Origin of the sequence: Microbacterium algihabitans (assembly GCF_032464975.1) — a bacterium.
In the GTDB taxonomy this organism is placed as follows: Bacteria; Actinomycetota; Actinomycetes; order Actinomycetales; family Microbacteriaceae; genus Microbacterium; species Microbacterium algihabitans.
This window is the reverse complement of the sequence record NZ_JAWDIU010000001.1, coordinates 1,446,035-1,467,851: the sequence shown is the minus strand read 5'-3', so window position 1 is coordinate 1,467,851 and position 21,817 is coordinate 1,446,035. Positions and strand designations below refer to the sequence as shown.

26 protein-coding genes are annotated in these 21,817 nt (G+C 70.8%); 5 read left to right on the top strand and 21 right to left on the bottom strand.

Translation table 11 applies throughout. The features are described from left to right. Positions 1 to 28: 28 nt before the first annotated feature. Complete coding sequence (locus RWH43_RS06890) at positions 29 to 1,627, bottom strand: ABC transporter substrate-binding protein (protein ID WP_316001065.1); 1,599 nt, start codon at positions 1,625 to 1,627, stop codon at positions 29 to 31. A 143-nt stretch (positions 1,628 to 1,770) separates the two neighbouring features. Between RWH43_RS06890 and RWH43_RS06885 the strand changes: the two genes are divergently transcribed. Then, a complete protein-coding gene (locus RWH43_RS06885; RefSeq protein WP_316001064.1) occupies positions 1,771 to 2,490 on the top strand; it encodes a FadR/GntR family transcriptional regulator in 720 nt (239 codons plus the stop codon). Between the two features lie 5 nt (positions 2,491 to 2,495). Here the strand turns inward: RWH43_RS06885 and RWH43_RS06880 are convergent, their stop codons facing one another. The 4 genes from RWH43_RS06880 to RWH43_RS06865 all read right to left on the bottom strand — a co-directional run bounded on the left by RWH43_RS06880 (position 2,496) and on the right by RWH43_RS06865 (position 4,578). Next, on the bottom strand, positions 2,496 to 3,041 hold the full coding sequence (locus RWH43_RS06880) for a cysteine hydrolase family protein (protein ID WP_316001063.1): 546 nt from the start codon (positions 3,039 to 3,041) through the stop codon (positions 2,496 to 2,498). 62 nt (positions 3,042 to 3,103) lie between these two features. Beyond that, positions 3,104 to 3,415 carry a hypothetical protein gene (locus RWH43_RS06875; RefSeq protein ID WP_316001062.1) on the bottom strand — a complete coding sequence of 104 codons (312 nt, stop codon included), beginning with the start codon at positions 3,413 to 3,415 and terminating at the stop codon, positions 3,104 to 3,106. Between the two features lie 69 nt (positions 3,416 to 3,484). Next, positions 3,485 to 3,895 (bottom strand): MFS transporter permease, encoded by a 411-nt coding sequence (locus RWH43_RS06870; RefSeq protein ID WP_316001061.1) that lies wholly within the window; start codon positions 3,893 to 3,895, stop codon positions 3,485 to 3,487. A 200-nt stretch (positions 3,896 to 4,095) separates the two neighbouring features. Next, positions 4,096 to 4,578 carry an Asp23/Gls24 family envelope stress response protein gene (locus RWH43_RS06865; RefSeq protein WP_316001060.1) on the bottom strand — a complete coding sequence of 161 codons (483 nt, stop codon included), beginning with the start codon at positions 4,576 to 4,578 and terminating at the stop codon, positions 4,096 to 4,098. A 317-nt stretch (positions 4,579 to 4,895) separates the two neighbouring features. On the opposite strand from RWH43_RS06865, the gene aqpZ reads away from it, so the two are divergent. Beyond that, positions 4,896 to 5,714, top strand: coding sequence for an aquaporin Z (aqpZ, locus tag RWH43_RS06860; RefSeq protein WP_316001059.1), 819 nt, complete (start codon positions 4,896 to 4,898; stop codon positions 5,712 to 5,714). A gap of 126 nt (positions 5,715 to 5,840) precedes the next feature. Continuing rightward, positions 5,841 to 6,554: a TetR/AcrR family transcriptional regulator C-terminal domain-containing protein gene (locus RWH43_RS06855; protein ID WP_144831379.1), complete on the top strand. Its 714-nt coding sequence runs from the start codon at positions 5,841 to 5,843 to the stop codon at positions 6,552 to 6,554. Positions 6,555 to 6,558: 4 nt separating this feature from the next. Here RWH43_RS06855 and RWH43_RS06850 read toward each other — a convergent pair whose 3' ends face one another. The 3 genes from RWH43_RS06850 to RWH43_RS06840 form a co-directional block, all read right to left on the bottom strand. Further along, a complete protein-coding gene (locus RWH43_RS06850) occupies positions 6,559 to 7,320 on the bottom strand; it encodes an SDR family NAD(P)-dependent oxidoreductase (protein WP_316001058.1) in 762 nt (253 codons plus the stop codon). A gap of 25 nt (positions 7,321 to 7,345) precedes the next feature. Next, on the bottom strand, positions 7,346 to 7,516 hold the full coding sequence (locus RWH43_RS06845) for a hypothetical protein (protein ID WP_316001057.1): 171 nt from the start codon (positions 7,514 to 7,516) through the stop codon (positions 7,346 to 7,348). 184 nt (positions 7,517 to 7,700) lie between these two features. Then, positions 7,701 to 8,060 (bottom strand): hypothetical protein, encoded by a 360-nt coding sequence (locus RWH43_RS06840; protein WP_307207204.1) that lies wholly within the window; start codon positions 8,058 to 8,060, stop codon positions 7,701 to 7,703. 122 nt (positions 8,061 to 8,182) lie between these two features. Here RWH43_RS06840 and RWH43_RS06835 point away from each other — a divergent pair, with 122 nt between their 5' ends. After that, positions 8,183 to 8,761, top strand: coding sequence for a YdeI/OmpD-associated family protein (locus RWH43_RS06835; RefSeq protein ID WP_316001056.1), 579 nt, complete (start codon positions 8,183 to 8,185; stop codon positions 8,759 to 8,761). 39 nt (positions 8,762 to 8,800) lie between these two features. Then, positions 8,801 to 9,505 (top strand): SGNH/GDSL hydrolase family protein, encoded by a 705-nt coding sequence (locus RWH43_RS06830; RefSeq protein ID WP_316001055.1) that lies wholly within the window; start codon positions 8,801 to 8,803, stop codon positions 9,503 to 9,505. On the opposite strand, the gene RWH43_RS06825 is transcribed toward RWH43_RS06830, so the two are convergent. The 13 genes from RWH43_RS06825 to RWH43_RS06765 all read right to left on the bottom strand — a co-directional run bounded on the left by RWH43_RS06825 (position 9,500) and on the right by RWH43_RS06765 (position 21,682). Next, positions 9,500 to 10,135: a Pr6Pr family membrane protein gene (locus tag RWH43_RS06825; protein WP_316001054.1), complete on the bottom strand. Its 636-nt coding sequence runs from the start codon at positions 10,133 to 10,135 to the stop codon at positions 9,500 to 9,502. The two genes, RWH43_RS06830 and RWH43_RS06825, sit on opposite strands and share 6 nt — an antisense overlap. 30 nt (positions 10,136 to 10,165) lie before the next feature. Further along, positions 10,166 to 10,603, bottom strand: a complete 438-nt coding sequence (locus tag RWH43_RS06820; RefSeq protein WP_316001053.1) for a BLUF domain-containing protein — start codon at positions 10,601 to 10,603, stop codon at positions 10,166 to 10,168. After that, the gene (locus RWH43_RS06815) at positions 10,600 to 10,884 is read right to left on the bottom strand and encodes a hypothetical protein (RefSeq protein ID WP_316001052.1); all 285 of its coding nucleotides are present in this window, start codon (positions 10,882 to 10,884) and stop codon (positions 10,600 to 10,602) included. The genes RWH43_RS06820 and RWH43_RS06815 overlap by 4 nt, the downstream gene beginning before the upstream one ends. 121 nt (positions 10,885 to 11,005) lie before the next feature. Continuing rightward, positions 11,006 to 11,395, bottom strand: coding sequence for an ester cyclase (locus RWH43_RS06810; RefSeq protein WP_316001051.1), 390 nt, complete (start codon positions 11,393 to 11,395; stop codon positions 11,006 to 11,008). 57 nt (positions 11,396 to 11,452) lie between these two features. Beyond that, a complete protein-coding gene (locus RWH43_RS06805) occupies positions 11,453 to 13,048 on the bottom strand; it encodes a GMC oxidoreductase (RefSeq protein WP_316001050.1) in 1,596 nt (531 codons plus the stop codon). 21 nt (positions 13,049 to 13,069) lie between these two features. Next, positions 13,070 to 14,563: an MDR family MFS transporter gene (locus RWH43_RS06800; RefSeq protein WP_316001049.1), complete on the bottom strand. Its 1,494-nt coding sequence runs from the start codon at positions 14,561 to 14,563 to the stop codon at positions 13,070 to 13,072. A 130-nt stretch (positions 14,564 to 14,693) separates the two neighbouring features. Beyond that, on the bottom strand, positions 14,694 to 15,446 hold the full coding sequence (locus RWH43_RS06795) for an SDR family NAD(P)-dependent oxidoreductase (protein WP_316001048.1): 753 nt from the start codon (positions 15,444 to 15,446) through the stop codon (positions 14,694 to 14,696). Continuing rightward, on the bottom strand, positions 15,443 to 16,414 hold the full coding sequence (locus tag RWH43_RS06790) for a fumarylacetoacetate hydrolase family protein (RefSeq protein ID WP_316001047.1): 972 nt from the start codon (positions 16,412 to 16,414) through the stop codon (positions 15,443 to 15,445). Before RWH43_RS06790 ends, RWH43_RS06795 begins: the two co-directional genes overlap by 4 nt. After that, entirely contained in the window at positions 16,411 to 17,436 is a 1,026-nt protein-coding gene (locus RWH43_RS06785; RefSeq protein WP_316001046.1) for an amidohydrolase family protein, read from the bottom strand. Before RWH43_RS06785 ends, RWH43_RS06790 begins: the two co-directional genes overlap by 4 nt. Next, a complete protein-coding gene (locus RWH43_RS06780) occupies positions 17,433 to 18,566 on the bottom strand; it encodes an FAD-dependent monooxygenase (RefSeq protein ID WP_307207227.1) in 1,134 nt (377 codons plus the stop codon). Before RWH43_RS06780 ends, RWH43_RS06785 begins: the two co-directional genes overlap by 4 nt. 35 nt (positions 18,567 to 18,601) lie before the next feature. Further along, positions 18,602 to 19,537, bottom strand: a complete 936-nt coding sequence (locus RWH43_RS06775; RefSeq protein ID WP_316001116.1) for a cyclase family protein — start codon at positions 19,535 to 19,537, stop codon at positions 18,602 to 18,604. Positions 19,538 to 19,674: 137 nt separating this feature from the next. Beyond that, positions 19,675 to 20,631, bottom strand: a complete 957-nt coding sequence (locus RWH43_RS06770) for a fumarylacetoacetate hydrolase family protein (RefSeq protein ID WP_316001045.1) — start codon at positions 20,629 to 20,631, stop codon at positions 19,675 to 19,677. A 34-nt stretch (positions 20,632 to 20,665) separates the two neighbouring features. Then, positions 20,666 to 21,682, bottom strand: coding sequence for a VOC family protein (locus RWH43_RS06765; protein WP_268102668.1), 1,017 nt, complete (start codon positions 21,680 to 21,682; stop codon positions 20,666 to 20,668). Between the last annotated feature and the right edge of the window lie 135 nt (positions 21,683 to 21,817).

Here is a 21,817-nt window from a genome sequence, read left to right as displayed (position 1 = left end):
GGCGCGCAGGGCGCGCCCCCCACCGGGATCACTGGGCGGCGACGCCCACGTCGAGGAACGACAGGCCGGTCGTGGGGACCGGCTGGAAGCCGACGAGCTGCTGACCGTTCCAGGCCGTGGGCAGCTTGCGGTGGAGCAGCGGGTAGAGCACGGCCTGGTCGGCGAGCAGGTCGAACGCCTTGTTCCACGTCTGCTGCTGCTCGTCGCCGGTCTGCTGCACGGCCTGGTCGAGAAGGCCCTGGAGCTCGGCGTACTCGGGCTGGTCGGCGAAGTGCGTGCGCTTCTGCGTCCACACGTTGGCGCCGTACCACCAGTTCATGAGCAGGTCGGGGTCGTTGCCGAAGACCGAGGGGTCGCCGGGCGCGATCATGGCGGTGTACTCGCCCGCGTCGACCTTCGCGTACTGCGCGGAGGACTGACCGATGTCGAGCGTGACGTTCACGCCCACGGCATCCAGAGACTCCTTGATCAGGGGCGCGACCTCTTTGACCCAGCCGGTGTCGGTCGACAGCAGGGTGATCGAGAGGTTCTGAGCGCCGGCTTCGGCGAGCAGCTCCTTCGCCTTGTCGGGGTCGTAGGAGTAGACGGTGGAGGCCTCGTGGTAGTTCGCGTACCCCTCGGGCAGGAACGAGGTCGCCGCGGTGGCGTTGCCGAGCATGCCGGTCGAGATGATCTTGTCCATGTCGAGGGCGTAGTGGAACGCCTGACGCACGCGCACGTCGTCGAACGGTGCCGCCTGGGTGTTGAACATCATGAACAGCAGGCCGAACGACTGGACGCTCTCCACATCAGCAGTGGATGCCAGCCCGTCGGCGTCGATGTAGGGCACGTCCTCCATGGCCTGGATCGTGCCGGACGACATCGCCGTCACCCGCGCGGCGGAGTCGGAGAGCAGGTTCCAGTTCATCCCGGCGGCCTTCGCAGGACGCGGGCCGTTGTAGCCGTCGTACTTCGCGAAGACGATCTTGTCTTCGGGAACAGCCGAGACCAGCGAGTACGGGCCCGAGCCGACGGGGGTCTTGCCGAACGCCTCGGCCCCCTCGCTCTCAACCAGCGCCTTCGGGACGATCTTGACGATGCCGAGCCGCTCGTTGAGCAGCGAGAACGGGTACTTGGTGGTGATCTCGACCGTGTCGGCGTCGACCGCGGTCACCGAGTGGATGAAGTCGACGTAGGACGTGAACAGCGATCCGTTCGCCGGGTCGAGCACCCGCTGGTAGCTGAAGACGACGTCGTCGGCGGTGACGGGCTCGCCGTTCTGGAACGTCGCACCCTCGCGCAGGTCGATGTCGTAGGTCGTGTCGTCCTTCTGCACCGGCAGGTCGGCGGCGAGCGCGGCATAGGGTTGCTTGGTGACGGGATCGAGGTCGACCAGACCCTCGAAGATGTGCCAGTTGGCGGCGACCGTGACGGCGCCCGAAGCGACCATCGGGTCGAAGCTGCCGTTGAGCGAGTACGAGATGCCGGCCTCGATGGTGGCGTTCGGGTCGATCGGGGCATCGGTCGCAGTGTCGGCGGCGGGGGTGCCGCCCGCGCCGCACCCGGCGAGCGCGACGCTGGCCACGACCGCGCCGGCGAGCAGCGCGGTCGCCCGGCGCGTGCGTCGGCGCAGGGGGTTTCGGAACATGGTCACTCCTGTGTGGATGGTTCGGGCGTCGTGAGGACATCTGACGTCTGACGCACTATACTCACGAATGTCGGCGAAACACAAAGCCGAATCGAAGCCGCCCTCGGGCGGTGCCTTTCAGGGGGATGGAGCACCGAATGGTCATGGCCGACCGAAACGCGTCGCGCATGCGCAGGTCAACGACAGCGGATCAGATCAAGCAGTTGATCCTCACCCGCGACCTCAAGCCCGGCGACCTGCTCCCGACGGAAGCGGAGCTGTGCGAGACCCTCGGCGTCTCCCGGTCGTCCGTCCGCGAGGCGATGCGCACCCTTGCGACGCTCGACATCGTCGAGGTGCGTTACGGCCACGGCACGTTCGTCGGAGGCATGTCACTCGACCCCATGGTCGAAGCACTGGTCTTCCGCGGCGTTCTCTCGCCCGACGGCTCGATGGAGGCCCTACGCGAGGTCGTCGAGGTGCGCGTCGCCCTGGATCTCGCTCTCGCCGAGCTGGTCGTCGAGCGGACCCATGCGGGCGAGGCGGATGCCGACGCCCTACGGGCCCTGGTCGCCGAGATGGTGCAGCGCGCCGAGCGTGGCGAGAGCTTCCTCGAGGCGGACCGCGCGTTCCACACCAAGCTCTTCGCCGCCACCGGCAACCGCCTGGCCGAGCAGCTGGTGGGGGCCTTCTGGGACGTGCACACCGCGGTCATCCCGCTGCTCGAGATCCCGATGCCCGACGACATCCGGCAGACGGCCGTCGCGCACGGGGAGATGCTCGACGCCGCACTCGCGGGCGACGTCGAGGCCTACCGCCGCGCGGTCGTGGCCCACTACGGACCACTCCAGCGCTCGCTGGCTGCGGAGGCTTCTCGACGCTGAGCGACTCACGCCGCGGCGACGACCTCCGCGCTCGTCGCGATCGTCGCCCCGGCGCCCGCCAGCGCGGCGACGAACGCCGCGTGCACCGTCGCTCCGTCGACGTCGGTTCCGCCGAACGACAGGTCGGGTGCGGCGCACGCGTCGGCCACCACCGACACGTCGTAGCCGAGGTCGATGGCGGCGCGGACCGTGGCATCCACGCACATGCTCGTCATCATGCCGACCACGAGCAGGGGCCGCTCGCCCAGCTCCTGCAGCCGGTCATGCAGGTCGGTGCCGACGAAGGAGTTCGGGGCGTGCTTGACGATCACGGTTTCATCGCCGATCGGGGCGACGCGGTCGTCGATCTCGGCGCCGGGCGTGCCGACCTCGAGGAAGCCGCCACCCTGGGGGCTCTCGTGGCGCACGTGAATGACCGGGTCGCCCTGGCCGCGCTGGTGCACGAGCACCGCGGAGGCCGCATCCGCGGCGGCATCCGGACCGACGAGAGGATGCCGACCACCGGGGAAGTAGTCGCGCTGGATGTCGATGATGACGAGCACGGGGTTCATGGGTCACGCCTCTCCGCGCCGATGCGGCGCGTCGTCCAGTCGATCAGCCGACGAGGTGGGCGTCAATCCACCCGCGCCGCCCGGCGGGTCACCGAGGTGTTGTGCAGCACAATTGCGAGTACCCCCGGGGCGAAGGCCGCCAGGCACGGCAACGCTCCCCAGTAGCCCGCGATCGGCGTGATGCCCCACGACACGGGGAGCACGATGAAGAACACACCCGCGACGCGCAGCGAAATGCTGGCCGCACGCCGGTGCGACGGGTTGCGCTCCCACGGGAACCGCTCGTCGGGAGCGGCGGTCGTCACGACCAGCACCGACGCCAACCAGAGGGTCGCTCCGATGAACAGGGCGGTAATCCACAACGCGACTGCCATCGCCCCAGGCAACCCGGTGCCGCGACGAACCGCAACCGGTCGCGACCGATTCGCGCAGACCTGTCCCGCTTACGAGGGGAGCAGGCCCGACAGTCGGCTCCATAGGTCGCCGATGATCGGACCGACGTCGGCGGCACGGTCGGCCGAGCCGATCGCCACGGCCACGAGGGGGAACACCGTCACCGCGAGGGTGATCAGTACGGCCAGCACGCTCCACACCCAGGCGGCGGCGGGCCGGCGGCGGGTGAGGGCGAGCAGCAGCGCACCCGCCACGAGCAGGACACCCAGCAGCGTCACGCCCGTGACGCTCAACACGGGGAAGGGCACGAGTCCCGCCGTGCTGGCGGTGGTGGCGGCGAGGAGTCCCGTCAGCGGCAGGAAGAGCCCGAGCGCGATCAGCACGACGACGACCAGGCCCACACCGGTGGCGATGTAGACGCCGCGCGGGCGACAAACGAAGACACGGCTCGACGTCTTCACGACAGGCCTCCTTCGCTGCGCGTCCAGCGCGCGGGGCGTGCGGTCGCGGCATCCGGGATCAGAAGCGACGGGAAAGACGGGTCGATCATGTCGAGTCCTTTCGATCGGCGAGGTCGGTGACGGGCGCGCGGGGCGAACCCGAGAAGAGGGAGGGGGCGGATGCCGTGGCCTGGCGGCCGGACGACTCCGCCCCCGAGGGGTCAGTGGACGCGCGACTCGTCGTCGTCGTCCTCGTCGCCCGGCACGTGCACGTCGTCGACGGCCACGTCGACCTCGACCACGTCGAGTCCGACGATGCGCTCGACCGATCCGGCCACGCGGGCGCGCACCTGGTCGGCGACCTCCTGGATCTGCGCGCCGTACTCCACGACGATCGTGACGTCGACGGCGGCCTGGGTTTCGCCCACCTCGACCTTGACCCCCTGCGTCAGATCGGTGGCGTTGATGGCGTCGCGGATGGCGCCGAACGCGCGGGCTCCGCCGCCGCCGAGGGCATACACGCCGGCGACCTCGCGAGCCGCGATGCCGGCGACCTTCGCGACGACGCCGTCGGCGATCGAGGTCGTGCCCTCGGTGCGCTCTTCGGGGCCGCGACCGCCGAGCGGACGGTTCACGCGCGAGGCGGCGCGGGGGACGTTGCGCGCAGCGGGGGTGTCGGTGGGGGTAGGGCTGTTCTCAGCCATGGCGGTTCCTTTCGAGCGTGACGACCCGGGGGATCCGAGGCGACGATTTCGCTTACACAGACCAGACGTACCGGGTGCCCGATACGTCACGCGGGGGTTGCACGTCGCTCGCGGGTGTGCATCGAGCTGAATAGGCTTACGGTGTATATCCCAGTGCTGGCGCGACGGTCAAGACCGCGACCATCGCGCCGCGGGCGGTCATCGTGGTCGTGTGGCGGTGGCGCGCGGAGAAGAAATCGGCGCGTGACGAATCCCCGGCCGGCCACGTCCACAACGCGATACCGGTGCACCGCCGGCGACGGAAGGAGCGCCCCGTCATGGGCAAGAAGAAGAACGAAAAACGAAATGAACCGGTCGCCGTCGAGGATTCGACGGTCGAGCAACGCGCCCAGCACGCCCCGCAGTGGTCGTCACTGGCCCGCTACGCCGCCGAGTTCTTCGGAACCTTCCTGCTCGTGCTGGGTGGAGTCGGCACGGCGCTGTTCGCCGCCACCTTCCCGAGCGCCGACGACAATCAGGCGGGCGTCGGATTCCTCGGCGTCGCTCTGGCGTTCGGCCTGACGCTCGTCGCGGGGATCGCCGCGGTCGGCCACATCTCCGGCGGACACTTCAACCCGGCGGTGACGCTGGGTCTGCTCATCGCCGGCCGCACCGACGCCCGTCACGTGCCCGGCTACCTGCTCTCGCAGCTGCTCGGCGGCGTCGTCGCCACGAGCGTGCTCGCGCTCGTGCTCTCGGGCAAGGACGGCGCGTTCGCCGCGGCGCAGTCGTCGGGCTTCGCGTCGAACGGCTTCGGCGAGGGCAGCCCGGGCGGCTACGGCCTGGCCTCCGTCTTCGTCGTCGAGGCCGTGCTGACGGGTGTGTTCGTCGCCGTCATCCTCTCGATCACCGCGAAGAAGGAGTACGTCACCTTCGCCCCCATCGGCATCGGCCTGACGCTCACGCTGATCCACCTCATCAGCATCCCGATCTCGAACACCTCGGTGAACCCGGCGCGCTCGATCGCGACGGCCGTGTATGGCGGCGCGCTGCCCGTGTCGCAGCTGTGGGTGTTCGTCGTCGCGCCGATCGTCGGCGCAGCGGTGGCGGGGCTCATCGTGCGCGCGCTCGGGCGACGGGTCGTCCAGGCCGCGTGAGCCGGATGACCACTCTGAACACGGCGGTAGGCTCGGGTGTAGCCCACGGATGCGGCATCGCGCAAGCAGACCCGAGCCTGCCCCCTCCACGCGTCACCATGGATACCCACACCATCGGGAAGCCACATGATCCGCCACACACGAGATGTCACCGACTCGGCCACGCCCCGGCTGAGCCGCGAAGCCATCATTGCGTGCGCGCTGGAGCGGATCGACGACGACGGCCTGGCCGGGCTGTCGATGCGCAACCTCGCCAAAGCCTTGGACGTTGAAGCCATGTCGCTCTACCGCTATGTGAACGGGCGCGAAGACCTGCTCGAAGGCGTGGTCGACGTGCTCATGACGGGGCTCACTGCGGCCTTGCGCGACGCCCGGGGCGATAGCTGGCAGCGATTCATGCAGGTGACCGCGCACGAGGTGCGCCGCGTCGCGGTCGAGCACCCGCGGGCCTTCCCGCTCATCGCGACCCGCCACCCCGCCGCGCCCTGGCTGCGACCGCCGCTGCGCAGCGTCGAGGTGGTCGAGATCTTCCTCGCGTCGCTGATCGACTTCGGCTTCAGCGACCAGCAGGCCGTCGACGCCTACCGGGCGTTCAGCAGCTTCCTGCTGGGCCAGCTGCTGCTCGAGGCGGCCGTGCGCGGCGCCGAGACGGGGCCGATCGAGGAGCCCCTCGACGAGGGCGATGCCGACCTTCCGCAGGGCGACGGCGAGCGCGAGGTCGACGACCTGCCGCAGGTCATGCGCCTGCGCCCTCTGCTCAGCGAGGATCGCGCCGACGAGGAGTTCGAGGTCGCTCTCGAGTCCCTCCTCGACCGACTCGACCGGGAGATGTCGCAGTAGCCCCTCACGTGCGCAGGTGCGAGGCCCCGTTGAAGTCGAGGACCGCTCCCGACGCCCACTGCGAGCCGGGCGAACTGAGGTAGACCACGGCATCCGCCACCTCTTCGGGCTCCGCGACGCGGCCGAAGGGGCTTTGGTTCCGGATGCCGTCGCCGCCCTCCCCCGAAAGCTTCGTCTGCTGCCGGTCGGTGCCGACGAAGCCCGGCGCGACGGAGGTGACCGAGATGCCGTGCGGAGCGAGGGCGACCGCGAGAGACTGACCCATCGCGTGCAGTCCCGCCTTCGCGGCGCCATACGCGGGGAACTCGGGCTCTCCGCGGAACGCTCCGCGCGAGCCGACGTTGACGATCGCGCCTTCGATGCCGCGGTCGATCATCGAGCGCGCGACGAGGTAGGCGACGTTCGCCGGGGCCAGCAGGTCGACGGCCACCATGCGCTCCCACACGCGGTGCCAGGCATCGAAGCCGGTCGTGGCGATCGGATGCGACGTCTCGGCGTTCGGCGCGATCGCGGCATTGTTGACGAGCACGTCGATACGCCCGAGCCCCGACAGCGCCTCGTCGACGACCCGCGCGGCCACGGCAGGGTCGGACAGATCGCCCTCCACCAGGAGGTGCCCCTCGCCGTGGAGCTGCGCCAGGGTCTCTGCGGCCGCGTCGCGGTCGCTTCCGTAGTGGACGGCGACGCGGTCACCGCGCCGGCTGAGGGCGACGGCGATGGCCCGACCGATTCCGCGCGAGGCGCCGGTCACGAGGGAGTGCTGCATGGCTCCATCCTCGCCGACGCGAGCGTCAGGACGAGAAGAGCCGTAGGTCGGCGGGCGAGAAGTAGTTCTGCGTCACCCCGCCGAAGCGCACGAGGTACTTGCCGCGCTTCTCATCGAGGTAGACGACGGTGCCGATGTTCCCGGCCATCACGGGGCCGGAGATCTCGACGGTGTCTCCGATCGCGAACACGTCCATACGGGGCATCCCTTCCGATCTCCCACGAGCGTCCGGGTGACACCGCGAAACGGCGATGTCACCCGGACTGTCCGGGGCTCACACGTCGGGGCGATGAACCGGTCGCGTACGACGTGGGTGGCTCACGCTACGTCGATGCCCGGCGCCCGAGGTGGGCTTGACGAGCTCCTCGACGAGTGCGTGGTCAGGCGCGGGTGAAACCTTCGAGGTCGGGGTCCCAGAAGGCGTCGGGGTTGGTGGTCTCATCCAGCGGCTCGACGGCGATCGCGGGCGCCTGGGGGAAACGCTTGTGCTGGCGCAGCTCGTGCGCGGCCCAGGAGAAGTCGGGCTCTTCGCCCTCCCAGGAGGCCGGAGCGCTGAGCACGTCGTTGCCGACGCCGATCACGAGCTCGGCTTCTTCGTGACGTCCGCGCGCGGTGACGATCGGGATGCTCACGGCCTCGGCCTGCCCCTCGGCGGCGATCGATGCGGTCAGCTGCACGAGCGCCTCCGCCACGTCGTCGGTCGTGGTCACGGTCTCGCCGGCATAGGTCACACATCGCATCGTCACATGCTCGCCGCTCGGGGCGCGGCCGGGGGGCCGGTTGCCCCCGCGACCGCACTCCGATACGGCGATGTCGGGGGCGGCCGCTAGTGTCCGACGAAGAGGCGCACGAAGGAGCGATCATGGCCGAGGCACCCGAGCTCACCGTCGACGACGCCGCCGCGTGGCGCGCGTGGCTCGATGCGCACGAGGCCACGAGCGACGGCGTGTGGCTCGTGCTCGCCAAGAAAGGCACCGTCGAGCCCACCACCCTGACCTACGCGCAGGCGCTCGACGAAGCCCTGTGCAGCGGCTGGATCGACGGACGCAAGCAGTCTCGCGATGCCGCGACCTTCCGCCAGCACTTCACTCCCCGCCGCGCGCGGTCGATGTGGTCGAAGCGCAATGTCGACATCGTCGCCCGCCTGGCCGATGAAGGACGCATGCGGCCCCGCGGCGCCGACGAGATCGCCCGCGCGCAGGCCGACGGGCGATGGGAACGCGCGTACGCCGGCTCCGCCGACATCGAGGTGCCACGCGAACTGCAAGACGCCCTCGACGCCTCCCCCGCGGCGGCCCGCGCGTTCGCCGCGCTCACGAAGGCCGAGCGCTACTCCGTGCTGCACCCGGTCGTCACGGCCGCGACCGAGAAGACGCGGGCCGCGCGCATCGCGAAGCACGTAGCCGCGCTCGAGGGCGGGGGCGGTCCGCAGCCGAGCTGAGAAGGCCCCGCGGCCGTCGGCGCCGACGAGAATGGGCACATGCGCACCAGACTCCTGCGGATCGCCGCCCTGACGGCATCCGTCATGCTCGGTCTGGTCGCGTGCGCCCCCGCCTCACCCTCCGCCGAGGTGCCGGCGAGCACGACGCCCACCGACGCACCGGTCGTGTCGTTCTACGGCGACTCGTACACCCGCGGCACCGGCGCCAGTTCGTCGAACGAACGGTGGTCGACGATCATCTCGGTCGACCGGGGCTGGCAGGAGATCAACCACAGCGAGAACGGCCTCGGCTTCGTCAACCTCCGCGCGCGCCTGCGCAACGGTCTCGACGACGTCCCCGCGCTCGTGATCGCCGATCACCCCGACATCGTCTTCGTCACGATGGGCCTGAACGACAACTTCAGCTACGACGAGTGCGCCGACGAGATCCACGCCACCATCGACAGCGACCTGCAGCGGCTGCGCAACGGTCTGCCCGCGGCACGCATCGTCGTCGTCGAGCCGTTCTGGTACACCGCCGACCGGCCGGCCTCGCTCGACGTCATCTCGGGGTGGGTCGAAGACGCCGCCGCGCGCATCGGGGCCGATCACATCGACGGGGCCAGCCGGTGGCTCGACGGCCACTACGCCGACGATGCCGACAGCTGGATGGCCGGCGACGGTCTGCATCCGAACGACACCGGCTACGCCCATATGGCGGAGCAGATGGATGCCGCGCTCCGCGCCCTCGACCCGCCGCTATGACGACAGCGGTCGCGACGATCCGCGTCGGCCGAGCGCCCAGACGCCCGCCGCAGCGAGGAGCAGGAGCGTCAGGATGCCGACCACGTGCAGGGCGAGCGACGCGAGGCCGCGCTCGGGCAGGAGGAAGCCGTAGGGAACCCACCCGTCGGTGGCCCCTCGCACGAGGACGACGGTGATCCACACGAGCGGGTAGGGCAGAACCCACCACAGCTGATGCCACGCGAGCCTGGGCCGATCGGGAGCCGTCGCGACGTCGACCACGACGAGCGCGGGGAACACGACGTGCAGCGTCACGCTCACCCACGGGGGCGCCGAGCCCGTGCCCGGCACGAGCCCGTTGTAGACGACCGCAACGACCACGAGGCACGCCGCGCCGATCGCCCACGCCAGCGTCACGACCCGCGGAACCGAGCGGCGAGCGAGCCCGAGACCGCCCACGACGATCAGCACGAGAGCCGTCAGCGTGCTCGTCTGATTGGTGAAGTAGCCGAAGAAGTCGAAGGGGTTGCCGTCGTCGGCGGCGATGCGCAGCGCGTACGAGTAGGCCACCACGGCGACGACGAGCACGCCGACCACGATCCGGGCCACGGCGCGCGGCCGCCCTCCGCTGCGGATGCTGTCGAGGCTCATCCCGCGACGATAACGCGCGGGAGGGGAAGCTCAGACCTCGGCGGCCGTCCGCGCGCGGAACCACACGGTCAGTTCGCGCACCGCACGGATCGCGTCGTCATCGTCGTCGGACTCGAGGTCGTCGAACGTGTCACGGAAGCCCTCGGGCGCTGGAGTCGAAGGGACGCCGATCGGCTCGTACCCCATCGTCCACTCCGAGAACCGGCGCTCGTCGATCTCTTCCGAGAGCAGCATGCGGACGTCGGTGTGGCGCGGGTCGCGGCGGATCTTCGTCATGAGCTCGTCGACGGCGTCTTGCGGACCCTCGAGCACTTGGAAGAACCGCCCGCGCCGGTAGAGCAGCATGCCGGTCAGGTCGTGCTCGTGGTTCGAACGTCGGCTCTGATCGAGGAGCTCGGCCAGGCGGGCGTCGTCGAAGGACTCGGCCGCCGCGCTGACGTACGAGATCGAGACGAGGGGGGTGCTCACGATCGGTTGCCGTCCTCGACGCGTCGGGGAGCGGGCACGCGCACCTGCTCGAGGGTGATCTCGGCGTCCTGCGGGGGCTGACCGTTGGTGACGGCGGCCATGGCCGCCGTGAGCGCCTCGAAGCGGCCGACGAGGCGCGAGCGCCCGTCGAAGGCGTCGAAGGAGCCGCCGGGTTGCCGGTCGATGTAGCCGAGGAAGACTCCCTTGCGGCTGCCCACGTGGAACCCCTCTTCGACGCGGGCCCATACGACGCCGGCGCCGGGGCGATCGGGAGACACCATGCTCACCTCTCCTTTCGCCCGCGCGAGGAGACCGGGCACGAGCGACCGTACCCGGAGCCACCGACACCGAGCGGCCCTTGACAGATCGCTCACCCGACCCCAACCGAGATGTGCGGATCGCTCAGGAGATCGCGGCCCGCACCTGGGCGGCGTCGTCGGTGCCGGTCGCTTCGACGATCACACCCCGCTCGACGCGGTACATCGCGAACGAGGCGATGTTCACCCGCCGACGCGTGGCCGGCAGATGCGCGAACGTCCCCGTGTGCGTGCCCCCGGCGCGCAGGTGCACGGCCAACCGGTCGTCTTCGACGAGCAGTTGGATGCGCTTGGCCCGCCAGTCGGGAAAGGCGTGCAGCAGCTCGGCGTAGTCGGCGATCCAGGCCTCGGCCCCGGCCGGCAGGTGCGCGCGGCGGACCGACGGGTGGACGAAGCCGCGCACGGCCTCGATGTCGTGACGGTTGTAGGCGTCGAGGAAGTCGGCGAACCACTCGCGCATCTCCCAGGGCTCCACCCCTCCATTATCGAGGCGGATGCCGCGGTGTCGGCGCGTGCGCCGTGTCCGGGCGCGTCAGCCGACGCTCTCGCCCTCCCGCTGCGCGGCGCGCAGCTGGTCGGCCAGGTGCCGTGCGCCGCGCACCGCGATCGCGATGCTCGTGAGCGTGGGGTTCATCGTGTTCGCCGTCGGGATGAGCCCGTTGCCGCCCACGACGAGGTTCTCGAAGCCCCAGACGCGCGAGTACGGATCGGCGACGGACGTCGCGGGATCGGTGCCTGCGCGCATCGTGCCCATGAAGTGCAGGCTCGAGCCGTTCGGCAGCAGGCGCGGCTCGGCGATGAACGTGCCCAGCGCCTGCCCGGCGCGGCGCAGGCGCTCGGTCGCCTCGGCGATCTCGGCGTTCTCGCGCTCGGTGAGGGCGTAATCGATCGTGAAGTTCGGCATGCCGCGGTAGTCGAGCTCATCGTCGCTGAACGTGGCACCGTCTTCGACGCGAGGGAACTTGCGCGTGCCGAAGCCCATGTTGACGTACCCCCAGCGGTTGGCGGCCGCGGGGTGGTCGGCGGGGAGGGGGAACGGCGGGGTCTCGGCGTACATGATCTGCGCCGAGTAGGGGTGGTCGGGCTCCGAGAACGGAATGCGGTTGACCGCGGCCACCGGGTCGGCGGGATTGGTGGCCCGGCGCGCGAGCTCCGCCTCGAGTTCCTCGTCGGAGACCAGCGCACTCATGCGCTCGGCGTCGAGGGCCACCGTGCTGATGACCACGTGGTGCTCGGTCAGGTAGCGCCCGAGGGGCGCGGGACGGATGCCGGACGCCCACAGCAACTGCGGGGAGCGGAACGCGTCGGCGGCCACCACCACGGCATCCGCCTCGACGAACGACTGCTCGCGGGTGCGGAGGTCTTCGACGACGAGCCCGCGGACGGTCGTGCCGTCGTGCTCGATGCGGCGCACGAGCGTGAGATCGCGCAGCTCGAAGCGGGCCGCGGTGTCGGTGCCGGGCTCGATGAGGGGTCCGAGCACCGTGTCGGCCCCGGCCCAGCGCATGGTGCCGTCGGGCTGCGGGTCGCCGGCGACCGGCAGGGTGCTTACGCCGTAGCCCTCGGGCAGCTCGGCACCGAACTCGCGGTCGAGGAGCGTGCGGATGGCCGCTCCGACCGGCGAGTCCGAGAACGCGGCGCTCTGCTTGTGCAGCAGGTCTTCGGCGGTCGAGACGAGGTCTTCCCACTCGTCGTCGGCGATGAAGGGCAGCTTCTCGCTGAAGGCCGGGCGCGGGATCGCGCAGGTCCAGTGCGCGCCCTGTCCGCCGACGTTGGTCGCGGCGGCCGCGGCGGGGAACGCCTGCGCGTGCGCCGACCCCGGCCCGCCGAAGTCGAGCAGGTGCGTGCCCTGCCGGGCGGTGAACATCCCCTCGACGATCGCCCCTGCGGGGATACCGAGCGACTCCCGGAAGGAACCGGCTTGCGGGCCCTGCGACTTCTCGCGGGCGCGCGCCTTCTCGTCGGGGTCGGTGATGTTGCGCACGCTCTCGCCGGGGCGCTCGGTCACCTGCGGTCCCGCCTCGAACATGATCACGCGGGCGTCCGGCAGCGCCTCGAGCAGGAGCCGGGCATAGGTCGAACCGATGGGCCCGCTGCCGACGACGGCAATGGTGGGGGTGGCGGTCATGGTCTCTCCTTCGAAGGCCGCTCAGGCGGGTTGACGGGCGGGGGCGGATGCCGCGGGCTGGGGCGTGTCATCCGACAGACGCCCCGGGGGCAGCAGCAGGGCGATGACGACGCCGCACGCGTAGACCGCGGCGAGGCCGAGGAAGACGGGCGCGAAGACGTCGTGGTAGACCACGGCGATCTCGTCTTGCACGGCGGGGTCGGCGGCACGCACGAGGGCCGGGGTGAGGGTCGCCGCGTCGAGACCCACGGGGAGCGCGGCGGCGACGCCGAATCCGACGATCCCGCCGACGACGGCGGTGCCCACGGTCGACCCGACCTGACGCACGAGGTTGGTGGTGGCGGTGACGGCCCCGAGGTCGGACCGCGCGGCCGCGCTCTGCACGACCGCGAAGATGAGGTTTGTGAACGACCCCGTGCCGATGCCGACGAGCGCCATGACGATCATCGGCACCCACAGCGGCGCTCCGACCGGCAGCACGGCCATCGCGGCGAGCCCCGCAGCGCCGAGCGCCGTTCCGATCACGGGGTAGGCGCGGTAGCGACCCGAGCGGCTCACGAGCCACCCGGTGAGCAGGCTGCTGACGAGCATGCCGAGCACGGTCGCGATGGGGACGAGCCCCGACACCGTGGCCGTGGCGCGGTACGCCATCTGGATGTAGGTGGGGACGTACGCCACGATCGCGAAGAGCCCCGCGCCGACGACGAGCGAGAGCCCCAGGCACACGAGGATCGTGCGGTGGCGCAGGATGCGCGGCGGAAGGATCGGCTCGGCCGCTCGCCTCTCGATCACGACGAGGACGGGGATGCCGACGACCACCGCGACCGCGCAGACGATCGCCGCGGGACGCAGCGCGTCATCGCCCGCCCAGGTCACCGCGAGCACGAGGGCGAGCAGCGTGGCCGTGAAGACGATCGCCCCGGGCACGTCGAAGCGCGGATGGGCTCCGCCGGGCAGGCGCGGCACGGCGACCATCGCGAGGGCGAGCGCCACGACTCCGACCGGGAGGTTGATCCAGAACACCCACGACCAGCCCCAGAAGTCGGTGATGAGCCCACCGACGACGGGACCGACCACGATCGCGATCGGGAACGCTGCCCCGATGATCGCCATGTAGCGCGGACGCTGGCGCGGGCTGGTGACGCGCGCGATGATCGTCTGCGACATCAGCTGCAGGCCCGCCGAGCCGAGACCCTGCAGCACGCGCGCCGCGATGAGCCACCCGAGATCGGGGGCGAATCCGCACACCAGCGAGGCCGCGAGGAAGGTCACGAGCGACAGCAGGAACACGCGCCGGGGTCCGACGACGTCGCCGAGCTTGCCCAGTACGGGCAGCATGGCGGTCGCGGCGAGCGTGTAGCCGACCATGATCCAGCTCATGTGCTCGAGCGCACCGAGGTCGCCGGCGATCGTGGCGAGCGAGGTCGAGACCACGGTGTGGTCGAGCGCGCCAAGGAACGAGACGGAGAGGAGGGCGGCGACGAGGATCCGCAGCCGCGCGGGAGAGAGAGTCATGCGTGGGGCGCTCGTACGACCGAGCGATCGACGCGACAGGGTGTGCCGCTCCGGCTCCCTCACCGGGCGAACGGACCCGATGGGCCCCGACGTCGCCTTCATCATAGCCGACTTATGTCGAAATTCAACATTAGAGGACGGCGCGAGAGAGGACGGTCGCCGCCCCCGACAACGCCTGCCCCCCGTCTACGCCGATCTCGGCGCCGGTGAGGAAGGCCGCGGCATCCGACAGCAAGAAGGCGACGATGCCCGCCACCTCGCCGACCTCGCCAGCGCGGCCCAGGGGGATGATCCCCTCGTTCGCCGCCCGGAACGCCGGCGGAGCACTCGCGGTCATCGCCGTGTCGATGAAGCCGGGGTGCACGAGATTGACCCGGATGCCGCGCGGCCCGAGCTCCGTGACGCTCGCGTGAGTGAGTCCCCGCAGCGCCCACTTGCTCGCCGTGTACGCCGCCGTGTAGTGCCCCGTCAGTCCCGCCACCGAGCCGATGTTGACGATCGAGGAGCCGGAGTCCATCAGGGGCAGAAGAGCCTGGATGCCGAGCATCGCAGCCGTGACGTTGACCGCGAAGACGCGGTCCCAGTCGGAGCGCTCGATCGCACCGATGCGGGCGCGGTGCGTGATGCCGGCGTTGTTGACGAGCCCGCGCACGCGCTCGCCCGCGAGGTCGGCGGCGAGCGCGGCCCAGTCGGCCTCCGACGACACGTCGAGTCGGCGATAGGTCACGGCGTCCTCGGCGCCGAGCTCGGGGGCGTCGTCGGCGAGGTCGACCGCGATCACCCGACCGCCCTGCCGCGCGATCGCCAGCGCCTCGGCAGCCCCTTGGCCGCCGGCGGCGCCGGTCACGACGAAGAGGTTCCCGGTGACACCGGGCGTGCTCATCGCGAGCGCGCCCTCGACCGCTGCCGCGCGCGCGGGATCGGCGGCGCGGGCACGCGCTCGCCCACGACGTTGACGATCTCGCCGACGCCCTCGATCACCAGTCGCACCTCGTCACCGGGCTCGAGCGGCCGCGGGTCGAGCCCGCCGCGCCGGCCCCACAGCTCGCCGAGGCACCCGCCGCCTCCGACCGTGCCCGAGCCGAGCACGTCGCCGGGCACGACGACCGAGTTGCGCGCCGCGTAGGCGACGAGCTCGGGGAACGGCCACCCCATGTTCGACACGAGGTCGTGGCCGATCAGCTCGCCGTTGACGAACAGCTCGGCCCGCACCGCGAGGAAGCCGTCGTCGTCGAGGAAGGGCTCGAGCTCGTCGGCCGTGACGATCCACGGGCCGAGCGTCATGGCGAAGTCCTTGCCCTTGGCGGGCCCCAGTCGCACCTTCATCTCGCGCGACTGCAGGTCACGGGCCGACCAGTCGTTCATCACGGTGTAGCCGAAGATGTGCGTCGCCGCGGTCGCGGCATCCAGGTTCTCGCCGTCCGAACCCGCCACCCCGCCGATGACGGCGGCAAGCTCGAGCTCGACGTCGAGGCGCTGGGTCTCGGGGATCGCCACGACCTCGCCCGTCGCCCGCACGGTGTGCGGATTGGTGAAGTAGAAGGTCGGCGCCTCGTACCACTCGGGCACGACCTCGCTCTTGCCGTCGACCGAGGCGCTGACGCCCTCGACGTGCTCTTCGAAGGCCACGAAGTCGCGGATCGAGGCGGGCACGAGAGGCGCGAGCAGCTGCACCTCGGCCAGCGGCCGCGCTCGCGAGCCGTCGCGGCGGGCGAACAGCTCCGGCAGCGCCGATAAGCCCTGCGCCAGTACCTCGGCCACCCGCAGCCCGTCGGGGAAGGGCACCACGGCATCCGCCTCGACGAACCCCTCGCCCACGTCGGCGCCGTCGGCCCAGCGCGCGATCCTCACGCGTGCACCCGGGTGCGCAGGAGCTCCGCGGCGTTCGCGCCCAGGATGCCGGTCACCTCGGCGTCGGCCAGTCCCGCGCCGCGCACGAAGGCCACGGGGTCGTCGAGGCCCATGTCGAACGGGAAGTCGCTGCCGAGCAGCACCCGGTCGGCGCCCGCCGCCTCGACGAGCCAGCGCAGCGCCCGCTCGTCGTGCACGACGGTGTCGAACCACAGCTTCGACAGGTAGCTCGACGGCTTGTGCGCGCACCCGCGCGCCTCGGGTCGCACCGCCCATGCCCGGTCGGATCGGCCGATCGCGGTGGGGAGGTATCCGCCGCCGTGCGCCGCGATCAGGCGGAGTCCCGGATGCCGATCGAGCACGCCCGCGAAGATGAGGTGCGACAGCGCGACGGCGTTCTCGGTGGGCTGGCCGACCGTGTTGGAGAGGTAGAACCGGTCGAGGCGCTCGTCGAGCGAGCAGCCGAAGGGGTGCAGGAACACCACCGCGCGCAACTCCGCCGCCCGCGCCCAGAAGGGCTCGAGGCGCTCGTCGCTGAGCTCGACGTCACCCGCGAACGACGAGATCTCGACCCCGGCGAGCCCGCGCCCGAGCACCGCGTCATCGAGCGCGTCGACCACGAGGTGCGGGTGCTGCAGCGGCACGGTGCCGAGGCCGACCAGACGGTCGGGGGCGAGGGCGACGTGCTCGGCGACGAGGCGGTTGGCCTCACCCGTGGCCCACGTGGCCAGTCCCTCGTTCGCCCATGGGTAGAAGTGGTTCGGCGAGGGGCTCACCCACTGCCGGTCGACGCCCTGTTCGTCCATCGCGGCCAGGCGCGCCTCGACCGACGTCAGCCGCGGGAAGCGCTCGCCGATCATGCGGCCCGAGGCCTGCAGGCTGGCGAGTCCGTTGCGACGCAGCTCGAGGTCGGCCGCGGCCTGCACCTCGTCGGGCACGCGACGCTCGACCTCGGCGTGGAGCCCCGGCATGAGCAGGTGGGCGTGGACGTCGGTGACCTCGTGGCCCTCGGTCGCGCTCATGCGCGGGCCGCCGTGAGCTGCGCGACGCCGAACATGAGGCCGCCCATGTCGGCGTCGCGGACGCCGTCGAGCTGCCACTGCCCGAGCTGCACCGAGGCGTCGACGATTGCCTTCGCCCGCGCCACGCGGCGCTCGTGGAAGGCGTCCCACAGGTCCTGGTCGACAGCGTCGCGCTGCACGAGCAGTTCGCTCAGCACCGCGGCGTCCTCGAGACCCTGGGCCGCACCCTGCGCGATCGTCGGGGGGCAGCTGTGCGCGGCATCGCCGATGACCACGGCGCGACCGCGGTTCCACGGGGCGTCGACGAGGTGGCGGGTGAACCACGTGTAGTTCGCGTCGGCGCCGGCCTCGATGTCGGCGCGGATGTGGTTCCACGGGCCGTCGTAAGCGCGCGACTGCTCGACCATGATGCGTCGGGCTTCGTCCGGCGCCACCTGCGAGCGGTCCTGGGCCTTCTCGACGAGGAAGGCGTACATCGTGTCGTCGCCGGTGGGCGTGTAGCCGGCGATGTACATCGGCCCGCCGTAGTACAGCTCGCTGCGGTCGACGTCGGGTGGCAGCGACACGAAGGTGCGCCAGATGCCCATGCCGGTCTGCTCGGGGTCGACGTGGATGCCGATCATCTCGCGCACCGCCGAGTGCAGGCCGTCGGCGCCGACGAGCAGGTCGAAGGTGCCGGCGGGCTGCCCGTCGACCTCGACCGCGACGCCGTCCGCGGTTTCGGAGACGCCAGTCACGCGCGTGCCGAAGTGCACGCGGGCACCGTGACCCTCGGCCGCCGCGAGCAGGATGCGGGCGAGGTCGGGGCGCGACATGCCCATCGTCGAGGGGTAGTCGGGACCGCCGGTCTTGAGGTCGGGCAGGGCCGCGACGACCGGAGCGCCCGGGCCGGGGGCGCGAAGGTTGAGCCCTTCGAACGCCTTGCCGGCGGCGGCCACCTCGTCCCACACGCCGAGCTCGTCGAAGACACGCAGGGCGTTGCCCTGCAGGGTGATGCCCGAGCCGCGCGTCGAGAGCGCGGGCTGGGCGTCGTAGAGGTCGACCTCGACGCCCTCCTTCGCGAGGAAGATGGCGGTGGCCAGGCCCGCGACGCCGGCTCCGGCGATCGCGACTTTCTGAACGGCGGTCATGTCAGAACCTCTCTGTTCTGTGAACGGTGAAGGAATTACAGCAGAGCGACGGGGTTCACCGGCGAACCGACCGCTCCGGTGATCGGCAGCGGCGGGGCGGAGAGCAGGAACTCCCAGCGACCGGCCGCGGCGCACGCCTCGGCCAGCTCGTCGAGGTCCCACATCTCGCCGATCGTCAGGCCCATGTTCGGGATGACGACCTGGTGAAGCGGCTGGAAGGCGGGCACGTCGAACTCGTTCGGGCGCACCTCGAACCCCCAGGTGTCGGTCGCGATCGCGGCGATCTCGGTGCGGTGCAACCACCCCGCGGTGGTGAGCGAGAGCCCGGGCGCGGGGCCCCCGGCGTAATCGCCCCAGCCGTCGCGACGAGCGCGCGTGTAGGCGCCGGTGCGCACGAGCACGATGTCGCCGCGGCGCACCTCGACGCCCTGCGCGGCGGCGCAGGCCTCGAGGTCGGCGACGGTGACGGCGTGGCCGTCGGCCAGCTCGCCGGTCTCGGGCGAGAGGTGTCGGCCGACGTCGAGCAGCACGCCGCGCGAGACGATGACGGATGCCGCGTGCTCGATGCCGGTGACGAGGTCGCCATCACTGGTGACGACGTCGCCCGCTCGCCGGCCGTTCCACGCGTAGCCGTGGTCGAAGATGTGGCCGAGGCCGTCCCACTGCGTCGAGCACTGCAGGGGCATCGCGATCACGTCGTCGGCGCCGCCGATGCCGTGGGGGAAGCCCTGGTTGCCGCGCTCGGCGTCGGTCCCGGTGTCGGTCATCGTGTGCACGGGGTTGGTGCGCCGGCGCCAGCCCTTCTGCGGGCCGTCGGTGTCGAACGGCTGCGACAGCGAGATCGAGCGTCCCTCGCGTACGAGCGCGGCGGCGGAGCGGCGGATGCCGTCGTCGATGAAGTTCAGCGTGCCGAGCACGTCCTCGTCACCCCAGCGCCCCCAGTTGCGAAACGCCTCGGCGCGCAGCGCGATCTCGGCCTCGGGGTCCTGCCGATCGAGGTCGGCGGGGTCTTCCGAGGGCAGGGGTCCCTGAGCCTGTCGAAGGGGTCCCTGAGCCTGTCGAAGGGGTCCCTGAGCCTGTCGATGGGGTCCCTGAGCCTGTCGATGGGTCACGACTGCTCCCCCACGCAGCGCACGACCTGCGTGCCGAGCGCGCCGATAGTCCCGGTCATGACGTCGCCGTCGCGCAGGAACCGCTTCCAGTGCTGCCCGTTGCCGGCGGGGCTGCCGGTCAGCAGCAGGTCGCCGGGCAGCAGCGGGTGGGTCTGCGACGCCGCCGAGATGAGCGCCGGCACGTCGAAGAGAAGGTCGGAGGTGTTGGCATCCTGCATCACCTGCCCGTTCAGCTCGAGGCGCACCGGGGTGTCGGCCGGGTCGACGAACCGCGCGGGCACCAGCAGAGGACCGGTCGGCAGGAAGCCGGGGGCGTTCTTCGCCCGGTACCAGTCGGTGCCGATCTCTTTCATGTCTTTCCGGAACACGAGGTCGCGCGTGGTGATGTCGTTGACGATCGTGTACCCGGCGACGTGGGCGAGCGCGTCCTCGCGCGAGACGCGGAAGGCTTCGCGGCCGATGACGACGGCGAGCTCGAGCTCCCAGTCGTGCACCTCGCTGTACGCGGGCAGCACGAGCGGCACGTCGTCGCCGACCACGCACGCGGTGAGGCCGATGAAGAAGTACGGCTCGCCGCTGCGGGCGCGCTCGTCCATCATCTCGGCGGCGAAGGCGTGCGCTTCTTCGGGCGTGCGGTCGGTGTTCTGCGTCAGGCCTGCCGCGACGAGCTGGATGACGTGCTCGCGGTAGTTGGCGCCGGTCTGCAGCACCTGCCGCGGTTCGACGGGCGCCGTGAGGATGACCTCGGAGAGCGGATGCCACTCCCCCGAGGCCTCGTCCTGTGCCGAGGCCAGGGCTTCGAGGCGATCCCAGTCGGGGTCGGCGAGGAACGCGTTCAGACCCCCACCCAATTCGTCATCGGTGAGCGCGCGGATGCGGTCTCCGGCGACGAGGCCGATGCGCACGGCATCCGCCTGTCGAAAGCGCGCGAGCGCGAAGGGTGCGGTCGTCATGGTGGTGCTCACTTTCCCCGACCGGGATGGTCGCTCAGCCCCGACCCTGGACGGCGTAGGGGTTGAGCAGGGCGTCCTTGATCTCGTCGGGCACGCCCTCTTCGGTGGCGCTGGGGCCGTCGGCGGGCGGGAACGATTCGGTCATCGACATGGGCATGGCGCCGTTGCGGTACATGTTGTTCGAGCCGAGCGAGGGCTTCCAGGTGTTGGCCTCCCAGTCGGGCACGTAGTTGCGGTACCCGCCGGTGTTCAGCTCGATGCGCAGGCTCGAGGGCTCGCGGTAGTAGAGGAACGTCTGCTCGCCGATGCCGTGGATGTTGGGGCCGTATTCGATCGGCACGCCGTTCTCCATGAGGGTATCGGCGGCGATGAGCAGCTCTTCGCGGGTGTCGACCCAGAACGCGTAGTGGTTGATGCGTCCGGCGCGGCTCGAGCCGTCGAGCACGACGCCGAGGTCGTGCGACTTCTCGTTGGTGGTGAGCACCGAGAACACCGAGATGGGCGCCTCGTCGAGCACCGTGCGGGCCATGAAGCGGAAGCCGAGCGTGTCGACGTACCACTGCACGAACGCGTCGACGTCTTTGGCGGCGACCGTGACGTGGTCGAGCTGGCGCGGGGCACCGGCGACGGGGCTGCGCTTCTCAGGACGATCGGGGTAGATCGAGGCGGTGTGGGGCTCGGCGCGGTGACGCTCGACGTCCCAGTGCAGGGTCATGTTGTGGCCCTGGGGTCCGGTGAAGCGGAAGGCGCGGCCGATGCCCCGACCCTCGAACCATTCACCCTCGATACCGGCCGCCTGCACGCGCTTCGCGGCCTCTTCGAGCGCCTCAGCCGACGAGGTGCGCCAGGCCATGGTTTCGAGCGAGGGCTCGTCCCCTTGGGCGACGACGACGGAGTAGGCGTAGTAGTCGCCCCAGCACCGCAGGTAGACACGGCCGTCTTCGCGCGCGACCTCGGTCAGACCCACCTGGTTGACGTAGAAGTCCACCGACGCCTCGACATCGGGAGTCGTGATCGCGACGAACGACAGATGAGAGAGAAGCTTGATCATCTTCGATCCTTTCGAGTGAATCGGGTCGTTCCGACTCTTCTTCCACTATCGGACCGAAGTGGATATCAGGGAATCCGATTCTGTGAATGCCGGGCATCGGTCTGACTTATCCGCCGCCGCCGAGCCGCGCGAGGA